The organism is Bacteroidales bacterium (assembly GCA_014860585.1).
Lineage (GTDB): Bacteria > Bacteroidota > Bacteroidia > Bacteroidales > 4484-276 > RZYY01.
Genome location: JACZJL010000095.1, coordinates 1 through 13,005, shown reverse-complemented (window position 1 = coordinate 13,005; position 13,005 = coordinate 1). Strand labels below are relative to the sequence as shown.

The window sequence follows — 13,005 nt, the reverse complement described above, 5'->3', positions numbered from 1 at the left end:
TATTTAAACAGTAATTCATTTAACCATGCAGGACGACGGCAATTCTTCCAATAAACTGATTATCCCGAGGCTATTTTACGAATCCATCAGCAACATGCCCTTTACCAAATGCCAGGTGTGTGAAAAGGATATTATACAGACCGACTCAGAATACATGATCGAAAAGGTTTTCCGGAGAAATCCCGTTTCGGGAAAAATGGAGGCAATGTTCGAATACGCCATTTGTTTTTCATGTGCATTGACTTTCACCAACAGCTATTCAGCTCAGTCAAAAGAAAACCTTCAGCGTTATTTCGCTGAAGAGTTGCAAGGTAGCTTTGATCATTTTTCACACAAGCAAATTAAAACTGAGTTGGATGTTTACGATCAGTTGTCGACCTGCGCTATTACAGGTAAGCCTGTTTCAGAGTTGGAGGAATACCAGATTATTGGCCGGTTCAAGGGTGGCTTCATGCGTACTGATGAATTGCCATTTATGCTTGGCAGCGGTTCGATGGATGAAGTTTCTGATCTTCTATCCAACGAAACCATTGACAGTATGGACGATTTCACAGGGAAATACCTGACAGGGCCACCCGAATTCCGCGATTTTTTCAAATCACCCAGGCGAAGGCCGGTATTGATTTAGAGGATTATTCGATCCCGGCAAAATGTTTCATGAACTGAACGCGCTCATAAGCGGCAGGGTTTTCAGCAAATTTTACACTCATTTTGCCAATAAACTCGTCAGTGGTTTTGAAGTTGTGCTTATCCATCCATTGTTCGATGAAGGCATTGATCTCACCTATTGCTTCAAAACCATTTTTGTAAAGCACCGATGCGATCTGAACCGCCCTGGCGCCTGCAAGCAGCATCTTCACTGCACCCTCTCCATCATGCACTCCGGTTGATCCGGCAATGTCGCAATGCAACCTGTCGCTAAGCATAGCAATCCACCTTAGCGGCGTATAAATCTCATCTTTGGTGCTGAATACATGCGAGGAGGTCACTCTGAATTGGTCTATATCAATTTCAGGTGAGAAAAAGCGGTTGAATAAAACCATACCGGCAATACCTGTCCACGATAATTTTAGGGTTGTTTTGGCAAGACTTGAAAAATAGTGACTCACCTTTAAAGCAACCGGTATGGAAACCTGGCGCATCACCTCTGTGACCACATCAAAATAGAGTTGTTCGTTTTGAGCGGAATCTCGCTTGGTGTCGGAGGGGAGTATGAAAACATTCAGTTCAAGCGCGTCGGCGCCGGCATTTTCAATCTTTTTGGCAAAAGTTGTCCATTCGGAGGCTGAAATACAGTTGATACTGGCAATCAATGGAATGGTAATGGTTTTTTTACCCTGCTCAATCAATCGCAGGTAGTCGTTCAAGTCTTTTTCTTTAGTGTAATTGCTGATGTAATCCTCTGCTTCCGGGTATGAATAATTCTCACGATTGTCCTTGTTATTCATTACCTTGTTTACCTCGTGCATGATTTGTTCTTCAAAAAGGGATTTCAGGACAACAGCTGCAGCGCCATGTTTCTCGAGCTTTTGAAGGTTTTCCACTGTTTTGTTCAACCCGGAACTTCCTGCTATGATTGGGTTTTTCAGTTTGAACCCCATGTAATTGGTACTTAAATTTGCCATGATCAGAAGATGTTGATGAATTACACTGTTTATTACATTTTGAGCAAACAAAAGTAGAAATTAGTTTTGAATGAAGATCAAATGAGAGAAATGATTTTTATAATTCTACGAAAAACCCTTCAAAATAGGCAGCGAAATCGGCAACCGCTGCGAATGGTCAGAAAGATCAGAAAAGAATACAAATACGAAGAGAAACCGGTTGATTGAAAACCTGAAAAAAGAGATTGAGGAATGCCGGGTTTTTTGTAAACCTGAATCAGAAAAAGAATAAGCATCATTCAAGGTTATTCCTATCCCTGCATGATTTTAAACAATGCTACATCAATCAGGGAGATATCTTTATGTGAACTGCACGAAGTAAATCTTAGTCAGGCATTTTTCAATAGTGCATATTTGCAAAAAAAATCGCTGATCATACATTAAAGTTATCAACAGAATGAAACTAATTCTCGACATACAGGATAACAAAGCCCCCTTTTTTCTTGAACTGATTGACGGACTAAAATATGTGCAGATTGTCAAAAAGATTGAGGATAAACGCAAAAGCAGAGAAATTCAGGATATTGTGGATGCATTCAATGACGTGACCCTCCATGAAGAAGGCAAAAAGACCCTGAAAACTGCAAATCAACTTTTGGTTGAGTTATAATGTTATTGCCACGGAAAACTTTGAGCGAAAGGTGATCAAAGTTTAAATTTCATGATCCAACGATACTATCGCAAAGCTTAAAAAAGGCAACCCCAACTACCTCGCTTGTAATCCTTCAATCTGGTTGTAGGAAAAACTGGCAATTTCAGTTTGCAGTTGGGCATGTTCGATGGTCATGCTCACAAGATTACCGTTTTTGTCCAGCTCAATCAACACATTTTCTGTCAGATCGCGGGTTTCGGTGATCTCATTGTCGTTGAAACTAACAAGCATCGTGTCGGTATCTTTGAAGTAGGTGATTTTCATAGTTTTATTGTTTAAAGTCTCTATCGAAAAACGCATTGTGAACGGTTTCATTATCCTCAAGCAGCACAACCCTTAAATATTTACCCATTTCAGGTATGTACCCCCATTTCCTGATCCTGCCATCTTCCTGCCTACTTTGATGGTCAGGGTTGTCACAAACTTTCTCAATCCATTCAAGCTTGATGATTTTTCTATCTGCTCGTTGCCTTGTATGAAGGAAGTAATTTGTAAACTTCACTTGGGTTCTTCTAATTCATGGCAAATTTAGGAAAAATCATTCGTATGAATGCACGATGGTAAAATTTAAAAATGGACTCCAGCGATAGCATCGCTTTGAGCGATACTTTCGCTAAGAATGAAAAAAAGGCAACCCCATCGGAGCTGCCTTTTTACCCTTATATGAAAAAACCTCTTTACTTCAGGTTATGTTTTTCAACGAAATCGTTGATTACTTCTTCGAGGTTGGGGAAACCAATTTCCTGCAGATCGTAGTAAACCCTGGTGTTGGGTTTTTTGATCTTGATCAGGCGGTTCAGGTCAATCGGTGTTCCGATTACCACTGAATCACACTCGGTATTGTTGATGGTAGTTTCGAGGTCTTTCAGTTGCTGAGCACTGTATCCCATTGCCGGCAGCAAAGTACCGATGTTAGGATATATTCTGAAAGTCTCTGACAATTTCCCTACAGTGTAAGGACGCGGGTCAACCAGTTCGGCAGCGCCAAATTTCTGGGCTGCAACGGTTCCGGCGCCGATTTTCATCTCGCCGTGGGTAAGTGTCGGGCCATCTTCGACCACCAACACTTTTTTGCCTTTAATTATTTTGGGATCATCCACTTTAATTGGCGATGCGCCATCCACCACGATTGCTTTCGGTGCCACTTTGGCAATGCTTTCGCGAACAGTCTGGATACCTTCGGGGCTGGCGCTGTCCATTTTGTTGATCACAACCACATCGGCCAGGCGGAGAGTAACCTCGCCGGGGTAATATTTCAGTTCATGACCGGCACGGTGCGGGTCAACTACAGTGATGTTCAGATCAGGTTTGTAGAACGGGAAATCGTTGTTGCCGCCATCCCAGAGCACGACGTCGCAGCCGTCGGGATCGAGCTCGGCAGCACGCAGAATGGCCTCGTAGTCCACTCCTGCATAAATTACATTACCGCGAACCACGTGTGGTTCATATTCTTCCATTTCCTCAATGGTGCATTTGTGTTTTGCAAGGTCAGCCACCGTGGCAAAGCGCTGGACTTTTTGAGCTACCAGGTCGCCGTATGGCATCGGGTGACGCACAGCAACTACTTTCAGTCCTTTGGCCATCAACAGTTCGATGATCCGCCGCGAGGTCTGACTTTTTCCGCAACCTGTACGGATAGCGCCAACAGCCACAACAGGTTTTGTGCTCTTGAGCATCGTATCACCAGGTCCCAGCAAAATAAAATTTGCGCCGGCTGCATTAACAATAGCACTTACCGACATAACTTTCTGATAAGTGACATCGCTGTAGGAGAACACGCAATCGTCCACTTTCAGATCCTTGATGAGTTTAGGGAGGTCTTCTTCTGCGTAAATTGGGATACCATCCGGGTATAAATCACCGGCTAACTCAGCCGGATACTTCCTTCCGTCGATATCGGGAATCTGGGCAGCCGTAAATGCCACCACATTGTAATTCGCATTTCCACGATAATACGTGTTGAAATTGTGGAAATCTCTTCCCGCAGCACCAATAATAATTACATTCTTTTTCATTATTATTTCCCTTAAATTATTTAAAACTAACTTTTTGTAAAGTGGCGCAAAGATAACGGTTTAGAGCAAAAAAATGAGACTGGCAATGAGATTTTTTAGGAAATCTTTCCCCCCGAAATCAAAATCCTGACTTTTGAATGTTATAATCATTCGGTTAAGTAACTGATTTGCAAACTATAAAATCTGAATGATCATACTGCTTAAAATGGATATGAATTAAGTTATGAAAGATAATGCCCGATGAAGCGCCTCGTTTTTTCTATTTTTGCATCAAAAATTAATGACCAAAATAGCCATGATTGAACAACAGCTTATCATAAAAACCACTGAAGCCGTTCAAAACCTTTGGGGACAACCGGTTGATTCTGCAGCAATTTCGTTGCAAAAAACCCGGCGCGAGTTTGAAGGCGATTTTACGATCGTGGTCTTTCCTTTTATAAAGATTTCAAAAAAATCACCTGAAATCACGGCTCACGAACTGGGCCAGTACCTTACGGAGAATTTGACGGAGGTCAGTAGTTTCAATGTGATTAAGGGATTTGTGAACCTTTTGATCAACGAATCATACTGGAAGGATTTTTTCATTCACAACTCGGCTGTGAAGAATTTCGGGTTGGTCGCTGAAAAGAGCGGAAAGCCGGTGGTTGTTGAATATTCCTCACCTAACACCAATAAACCTTTGCATCTCGGTCATATCCGGAATAACCTTTTGGGGTTCTCAGTAGCAAAAATCCTGGATGCAAATGGTAAAAACGTGGTGAAAGTTAATCTGGTGAACGATCGCGGGATTCATATCTGTAAATCAATGTTGGCCTGGATCAGGTGGGGAAATGGTGAAACGCCTCAATCAACAGGGTTAAAAGGCGATCATTTAGTAGGTAAATATTACGTGATGTTTGATAAGCATTACAAAGCCGAGATTGCAGTATTGGTCAAAAATGGCATAGACGAAGAGGTTGCCGAAAAAGAGGCTTCTTTGATCATGGAAGCGCAGGAAATGCTGGTGCAATGGGAGGAACAAAAACCAGAGATCAGGAAGATTTGGGCGATGATGAATGGATGGGTTTATGAAGGATTTGATAAGACCTATGCCAGATTGGGTGTGGATTTTGATAAGGTTTATTACGAATCGGAAACCTATTTGCTTGGTCGTGAACTGGTTGAGGAGGGGTTGAAAAATGGCACACTTTTTCGTAAAAAAGATGGTTCGGTATGGTGCGATCTGACTGATGAAGGCCTTGATGAAAAACTGTTGCTCAGAGCCGATGGCACTTCGGTGTATATGACGCAGGATTTGGGTACCGCTCAGTTGCGCAAAGATGAATTCAACCCCGAAAAGTTGATTTACGTTGTGGGTAATGAGCAGAATTACCATTTCGATGTGTTGAAAAAAGTACTTAAAAGAATGGGTAGAGCATGGGCTGATGATATGCTTCATCTTTCATATGGAATGGTTGAACTTCCGCACGGACGCATGAAATCTCGCGAAGGGACAGTGGTTGACGCCGACGACCTGTTGGAAGAAATGTACCAGACAGCAAAATCGACAACAGAAGAGCTGGGTAAAACTGATAATTTTTCGGAATTAGAAAAAGAAAACCTCCATCGCATGATAGGATTAGGCGCTTTAAAATATTTTATCCTGAAAGTTGACCCAAAAAAAAACATGCTCTTCAACCCTGAAGAATCCATTGATTTCAACGGAAATACCGGGCCATTTATCCAATATACACACGCCAGAATCCGCTCATTGTTCCGTAAAGCTGACGAAAAGGGGATCAACTATTCAGCGTTTTCTCCTCCGGAAAAGTTGTTGCAAAAGGAAATATCACTGCTGAAAGTCCTGCACGATTACCCTGCAGTGTTGAATGAAGCCGGCCTGAATTATAGCCCGGCACTCATTGCCAACTACGTGTATGAGTTGGCAAAAGAGTTTAATCAGTATTATCAGGAAACACCCATCCTTCGGGAAAGCGAGCCAGTACTCGTAGCTTTTCGTTTGATGTTGTCAGGGTTTACTGGCAATGTAATCAGATCGGCCATGAGCCTCCTTGGAATTGAGGTGCCTGAGAGGATGTAAGGTGTAAAACTTTTAAGGTTGTAGTTCACACCAAGAAGGTTCGACACCCTGCATGCCATCAGACCAACCAGATTTTTAAAACCAGCGAGGTGTGGACTATCCTGGAGACTTTTCCTGCATTTGAATCATGAAACATTAATAGTTGAGATTTAGCCGAACGGGCAGAGGCTGACTCAAAAGTCTGCTTAATCCTTGAAATGTTGAAAATCAGGATTACCCCATCCCTCCCGACTTTGTCGGGATAAATTCCGGGAGCCTGATTTTCAACGCTTTCCCTTTAGGGATCAAGGGTCAAAAAGCGTTGAAAATCCAAAAGAAAGACTTTTGAGACAGCCTCTTTTTTTTCGTCTAACTTTTAACAGATAGGCGGTTATTTTTCTAGTGAATAAAAACCTCCGTTAAATCAACTTTCAAATCGCCATTAAAGATATTCACCGGGATTTTATCATCTTCGGCATACATGCCCACAAGCTGAAATTTCCCCTTTTCATCTAAAAAAAACACACTCACGTTCTCATCGTTCGGGTTTACAATCCAATATTCCCGAACACCGTGTTCCTGATAAATATCGAATTTATCCTTCAAATCAAGTTTAGGGTTTTTCGGCGAAATAATCTCTATTATCAGGTCAGGAGCACCCAGACAACCGCGTGTATCAATCTTGGAAAGATCACAAACAATATATAAATCGGGCTGAAGAACGGTGTAAACCTGTTTATCGTCTTGGCTTTTTCTATTCTTTGGAAACCGGACATCTGAAGGAGCATGGTAAATTTTGCACTGTTTCTTTCGTAAAAAATTCCAGTAAATGCTAACCAGATTTGTCGAAATTTCCTGATGCTTCGAAGATGGCGCCGGGGTCATCAGTTTAATAAAACCATCGTGCAATTCCCTCCTCACATCGTCCATCCAGGTAAGATAGTCGGCGTAGGTGTATCGTTTGTTGAGGTCTAAATTCAGCGTGTCCATAATTTCTGATGTTAATTTTGACAAAGATAATGATTTTGAAAAATACTTTGGAAAATCATGCCGCTTCAGATTTAGGGGCTTTAATTTGAATTCGTCTGTGAAACGCTTTACCTTTATCTTCATAATCCTGAAATGTGTTTAGTTTTTGTGTAAACTTATTTCAGGACAAGACACGTCCTAGTCGGGCAAGCATCCCTCCACCACTCCATGCCTCCATTCCTCCACCACTCCATTTTTATTTAGAATTTCTATAAATTGCGATTTTAACATTTTAATTCTGATCTCGTATAGAATTTATGCTGAAATTTGCTCAACCTCAAAAAATCAACAACCCGAAAAAATGAAATTAAATCCATAAACCATTTCCCCCGATGAAAAAATCCTTTCTACTCCTTGTTGCTGGATGGTTTGGGAGGGTTGGACCGGGGGTGAAGATGGGCGATTGGGAACGGCGGGCGGTGGAGAGCCAAAAAGTTGGCAGAAAGATGGATGGTTAATATAGTTCACTGAAAATAAATACTTTAGTTAATGTTATGTATCATTAAACTCTAATTCTATCAAACGAAAAAAGTTTACAATCCTCATCTCTCTGGGGTTGCTGTTGGGTGGCCTGAGCGCCAACAACATCAAAATTACCAACGTACTGGTAACCGGGCAGAACACTACCGCGGGGGTAAACCATGCCTCCAACTACTCGCTGGTGCAGTTTGACCTCACATGGGAAAACTCCTGGCGCACCTCCTCCGAACCCAACAACTGGGAAGCCGCCTGGGTATTTGTAAAATACCGTGTGGGCAGCGGTGAGTGGCAGCACGCCTGGCTGAACGATGCCGGCCACAGCGGCACCGGCGCTAACGTTGATGCCGGCCTGCTCGATCCCGGCAGCGCATTTCATACTACCGACAACCCTGCTCTGGGTGTATTTATTTGTAAACATCACTGCCGTCCTGATTTGATCATATTTAAAATGTCAGTCATAAAAACTTAATTTTTTATTTATTCATTTAAACATTAATTGTATGAAAAAATTCTTTACTATTCTAACAATGTTGATTGTCCTGGTTAGCGGGATCAGCCAACAGGCTCAGGGGCAATGCACCAATACTTCACAGTATGGTTCAGCTACGGCCCCAACCTCCGGTACGGTAACATTTTCAACTTGCAGTTACCGTTCGGAATATAGCCCCCTTTCGAATGTTGTTTCAGGGACAATCTATCAATGTGCTATCAGTGGCGGGGGATTTGTTACTATCAGGAGGGGAACTTACAATGGACCGGTAGTTGCCTATGGAAATAGTCCACTGCAATGGACAGCAACGACAGGCGGAACACATTACTGCCACTGGAATACAAATTCCTCCTGTGGGCTAGAGTATAATAATTGTGTTACAACGACCTGTACATATATGGGTTTTTTACCGGGTGAAAATTGCACCAATCCTCAAAATCTTGCAACCCTTACCAGCCCTTACAGCAGCACAACAGTAGGATACGCAAACGACATTGGTGTTTGCCGTACAGGTTATCCTGACAGGATTTTTTACATCAATGTTCCAAACGGTTATACCGTCGATATCTGGCAATCCGCTAACGAATATGATTCCTATCATTACATGGGATACGGCGGCAGTTGTCCGGGAAGCACCACCTTGTACTGCATCGATGATCCCGATACACAACATAATCCCTGGACAAACACCACCGGTTCAACACAAACGGTTTATTTCGTTGTCGATGCCTACATCGGTTCCGGAACATTTACACTTCAATGGACGCTTATAGATCGTACAGTCACTTCAGCCACATCAGGCAACTGGTCCGCTTCCTCAACCTGGGTTGGCGGCATGGTACCAACACTTAACGACAATGTCGTCGTATCAGCGGGACATGCCGTAATTGCTGATGTTGTTGTTGAAAGAAACAATGGTCGTACCACAACCGTCAATACCGGAGGCTCATTAACCACGGCCAACGGTATGGCATTTTATAATTATGGTTCAGTAACTGTTAGCCCCGGGGCTTCACTGGCTATCGGAGACAATTATATCAATGGTACAACAACCATCAACGGAATTTGTCAAATAAATCCCGGAGGTTATTTTACCGGTTCGCCAACCTATGGGCCTTCATCTACCCTGGTTTACAATACCGGATCCACTTATAACCGGGGCGACGAATGGACTTCCACCGGCGGAGCGGGGTATCCAAATAATGTAACTATCAATAGTGGCTCATCACTCAACCTCGGTTACGGGGGCACCGGTACAGCAAGGCAAATGGCTGGCAACCTTACCCTTGACGGCGGGCTTTATATGGATTATGATTCCTATGATATGACAGAAAAGCTTAATGTGCTTGGCAACGTAGTGATCAATACCACCGGTGTGCTCTCACTGTCGAATGCCAACTTGGGCGACCTGCATGTTAAGGGCAACTGGACGCGTAATGGCTCGGGAACCTTCAACCCGAATGATCGCGCCGTCTACTTCAACGGCACCGGTGTCCAGACCATTACCGGCGCCACCACCTTCGATTACTTAAGACTGTTTAAAACTACCGGAAACGTGGTACTGGCCAGTGATATCACCGTTACCAGGCCACTTGAAATTAACCTTTCCGGCGGACTTGTTAATACCGGTTCAAATAAGGTAATAATCGCATCAACAGGCAGTGTCGTTCGCACAAATGGTTGGATAAATGGCAATCTGCAGAAAAATATACCAACAGGAACAGCTACTCACACATTTGAAATAGGGGATGCAACCGTATATGCTCCAGTTAATTTAGCTTTTAACAATGTTACAACAGCAGGAGATATTCTGGCTTCGACAGTTAAGCCCGGTTCTGCCCCGCCTGTTGTATCCAATATCAGCCAGATAAATTACCTCAACAGGAAATGGACCATTACCAACGCGGGTACGGTATTTGACAACTACAATGCCACCTTTAATTTCGTTGCGGGTGATCTTACAGGGGGTGCCAATACAGCTAATTTCATCGTTGGTAAAAATGATGGCGGAACATGGACAAATCCGACGATGGGAACAAAAACTGCCACTACTACTCAAATCACTGGAGTTACTTCTTTTAGTGAGTTCTGGATGGGAGAGAGTACTTATTTCATCACCACCTGGAAAACCGACAATCCCGGCTCTGACCCTGATAAAGTTGATTTCCCGGGAGTTGGCGATAATTATTCCATCTACTGGGAAGATGCTTCAAATCCGGCCATTAATGGGACTCTGACCGGAAATGGAATCACCACCATCACTTTCCCTGCTGCCGGCACATACAAAGTAAATGTCACACCGGGTGCAGGTACTTTTAACAGGTTTAATATGAATGATGGCACCGACAAACAAAAACTGCTCGATGTGAATCAGTGGGGTACGATTGAATGGACAAGTATGGAAACCGCATTCTATGGTTGTTCAAATTTAAATATTACAGCCACTGACCTTCCTGTCTTGAGTTCAGTTTCAAGTATGAGTAGTATGTTTAGTGGTTGTTCTGTATTAAATGGACCCGCAAATATCACTAACTGGAATACTTCGGCCGTCACTACTATGAATTCGATGTTTTCTGGTGCAAGTGCTTTCAACCAGAACATCGGGAGCTGGACATTCAACAGTACTGTAAATTTAACAAACATGCTGGATAATTGCGGCATGGATTGCTCCATTTATTCTGCTACACTCACAGGCTGGTATGCAAATCCATCAACTCCCAATGGTCTCAGCCTTGGAGCAGACGGCAGACAATATAACTGCTCAGCTTATGCTGCAAGAACCATCCTTACAGGTGTCAAAGGCTGGTCAATAAACGGAGATTCACCATGCGAGGCAGGGCCAACAGCTACCCTCGAAAACACAGGAGATGCCCCATGTCTGGGCTTTGCCTTACTCGACGTGATTGGTGACCCCGATATCGTATCTATTGATTATTACAACGGCAGCACGCTGGTGCACAGTGCGGTTCGCCTGCCTGCAACGGAAGGCTCCACAGTCGCCGGCGGCAACGGAGGGGGCTCCAATGCCAGTCAACTTTATTATCCTACAGGCGTTTTTGTGGATGGCAGCGGGAACATTTTCATTGCTGATCATTACAATCACCGCATTCAGAAATGGGTGCCGGGAGCAATTAGCGGCACCACGGTAGCCGGCGGCAACGGAGCGGGCTCCAATGCCAATCAACTTGATTATACAACAGGCGTTTTTGTGGATGGCAGCGGTTATATTTTCATTGCTGATCATTACAATCACCGCATCCAGAAATGGGCGCCGGGAGCAACCAGCGGCACCACGGTTGCCGGCGGCAACGGACCGGGCTCCAATGCCAATCAATTGAATTATCCATTTGGTGTTCATGTTGATGGCGCCGGTAACATTTTCATTGCTGATAGAGACAATCACCGCATCCAGAAATGGGAGCCGGGAGCAACCAGCGGCGCCACGGTAGCCGGCGGCAACGAAGCGGGCTCCAATGCCAATCAATTGAATTATCCATATGGTTTTCATGTTGACGGCGCCGGTAACATTTTCATTGCGGATCAAAGTAATCACCGCATCCAGAAATGGGCGCCGGGAGCAACAAGCGGCACCACGGTAGCCGGCGGCAACGGAGGGGGCTCCAATGCCAATCAATTGCGTTATCCACAGGGTGTTCATGTTGATCGCACCGGGAACATTTTCATTGCTGATGTTAATAATCACCGCATCCAGAAATGGGACGGTACGATGGTTACAAACTATACACCTGTTGTGGGAGGTACGTACATTGCTGTGGTAACAACTTCCTCCGGTTGCTCTGTCGCCACCAACGAAATCGTTGTTTATGATCTGCCCCTGGTGGATGCCGGCACCTATGAGCCGGTCAGCAGCAATGCACAACCTGTCATACTTGGCGGCGAGCCCATAGGAGGTGAATGGACGGGTACCGGCGTCAGCGGCAATCCATCCGATGGATATATCTTCGACCCCTCAGCAGGAACACAGGAACTCACCTACACCATAACCGATGGCAATGGTTGTTCCAATAGTGATCAGGCAATTATTTGCATTATTCCTGTCCTCGAAAACACAGGAGATACCCCATGTCTGGGCTTTGCCTTACTCGACGTGATTGGTGACCCCGATATCGTATCTATTGATTTTTACAACGGCAGCACGCTGGTGCACAGTGCGGCTCACCTGCCTGCAACGGAAGGCTCCACAGTCGCCGGCGGCAACGGAGCGGGCTCCAATGCCAATCAATTGTATTATCCATATGGTGTTCATGTTGACGGCGCCGGTAACATTTTCATTGCTGATTATTACAATCACCGCATCCAGAAATGGGCGCCGGGAGCAACAAGCGGCACCACGGTAGCCGGCGGCAACGGAGAGGGCTCCAATGCCAATCAACTTGCTTACCCTACAGGCGTTTTTGTGGATGGCAGCGGGAACATTTTCATTGCGGATTATGCAAATCACCGCATCCAGAAAGGGGCGCCGGGAGCAATTAGCGGCACCACGGTAGCCGGCGGCAACGGATATGGCTCCAATGCCAATCAACTTGCTTATCCCTACGATGTTTTTGTGGATGGCAGCGGTAACATTTTCATTGCTGATAGAAACAATCACCGCA

The 13,005-nt window shown here is 44.4% G+C and carries 10 protein-coding genes; 5 read left to right on the top strand and 5 right to left on the bottom strand.

Annotated features, from left to right (window positions below; all coding sequences use genetic code 11):
* Nucleotides 1-25 precede the first annotated feature (25 nt).
* Nucleotides 26-628, top strand: a complete 603-nt coding sequence (locus tag IH598_09635; protein MBE0638769.1) for a hypothetical protein — start codon at nt 26-28, stop codon at nt 626-628.
* Between the two features lie 4 nt (nt 629-632).
* Here IH598_09635 and IH598_09630 read toward each other — a convergent pair whose 3' ends face one another.
* Nucleotides 633-1,625 carry a dihydroorotate dehydrogenase-like protein gene (locus IH598_09630; GenBank protein MBE0638768.1) on the bottom strand — a complete coding sequence of 331 codons (993 nt, stop codon included), beginning with the start codon at nt 1,623-1,625 and terminating at the stop codon, nt 633-635.
* Nucleotides 1,626-2,061: 436 nt separating this feature from the next.
* On the opposite strand from IH598_09630, the gene IH598_09625 reads away from it, so the two are divergent.
* Nucleotides 2,062-2,274, top strand: a complete 213-nt coding sequence (locus IH598_09625; protein MBE0638767.1) for a hypothetical protein — start codon at nt 2,062-2,064, stop codon at nt 2,272-2,274.
* Nucleotides 2,275-2,370: 96 nt separating this feature from the next.
* Here the strand turns inward: IH598_09625 and IH598_09620 are convergent, their stop codons facing one another.
* From IH598_09620 to IH598_09610, 3 genes are all read right to left on the bottom strand, one after another.
* Nucleotides 2,371-2,580: a DUF2283 domain-containing protein gene (locus IH598_09620; protein ID MBE0638766.1), complete on the bottom strand. Its 210-nt coding sequence runs from the start codon at nt 2,578-2,580 to the stop codon at nt 2,371-2,373.
* Nucleotides 2,581-2,584: 4 nt separating this feature from the next.
* Complete coding sequence (locus IH598_09615) at nt 2,585-2,818, bottom strand: hypothetical protein (protein ID MBE0638765.1); 234 nt, start codon at nt 2,816-2,818, stop codon at nt 2,585-2,587.
* 175 nt (nt 2,819-2,993) lie between these two features.
* Nucleotides 2,994-4,334 (bottom strand): GTPase, encoded by a 1,341-nt coding sequence (locus IH598_09610; protein ID MBE0638764.1) that lies wholly within the window; start codon nt 4,332-4,334, stop codon nt 2,994-2,996.
* Between the two features lie 292 nt (nt 4,335-4,626).
* Between IH598_09610 and IH598_09605 the strand changes: the two genes are divergently transcribed.
* On the top strand, nt 4,627-6,411 hold the full coding sequence (locus IH598_09605; GenBank protein ID MBE0638763.1) for an arginine--tRNA ligase: 1,785 nt from the start codon (nt 4,627-4,629) through the stop codon (nt 6,409-6,411).
* Nucleotides 6,412-6,789: 378 nt separating this feature from the next.
* On the opposite strand, the gene IH598_09600 is transcribed toward IH598_09605, so the two are convergent.
* The gene (locus IH598_09600; protein MBE0638762.1) at nt 6,790-7,383 is read right to left on the bottom strand and encodes a Uma2 family endonuclease; all 594 of its coding nucleotides are present in this window, start codon (nt 7,381-7,383) and stop codon (nt 6,790-6,792) included.
* A gap of 592 nt (nt 7,384-7,975) precedes the next feature.
* Here IH598_09600 and IH598_09595 point away from each other — a divergent pair.
* Nucleotides 7,976-8,368: a hypothetical protein gene (locus IH598_09595; GenBank protein MBE0638761.1), complete on the top strand. Its 393-nt coding sequence runs from the start codon at nt 7,976-7,978 to the stop codon at nt 8,366-8,368.
* Between the two features lie 31 nt (nt 8,369-8,399).
* Nucleotides 8,400-13,005: BspA family leucine-rich repeat surface protein (locus IH598_09590; protein ID MBE0638760.1), on the top strand; the 4,606-nt coding region annotated here is incomplete at its 3' end.

Excerpts from the sequence above, each read along its gene's own strand:
- IH598_09605 (MBE0638763.1), top strand. The coding sequence starts at position 4,627 with ATGATTGAACAACAGCTTATCATAAAAACCACTGAAGCCGTTCAAAAC.
- IH598_09625 (MBE0638767.1), top strand. The coding sequence starts at position 2,062 with ATGAAACTAATTCTCGACATACAGGATAACAAAGCCCCCTTTTTTCTT.
- IH598_09620 (MBE0638766.1), bottom strand. The coding sequence starts at position 2,580 with ATGAAAATCACCTACTTCAAAGATACCGACACGATGCTTGTTAGTTTC.
- IH598_09630 (MBE0638768.1), bottom strand. The coding sequence starts at position 1,625 with ATGGCAAATTTAAGTACCAATTACATGGGGTTCAAACTGAAAAACCCA.
- IH598_09635 (MBE0638769.1), top strand. The coding sequence starts at position 26 with ATGCAGGACGACGGCAATTCTTCCAATAAACTGATTATCCCGAGGCTA.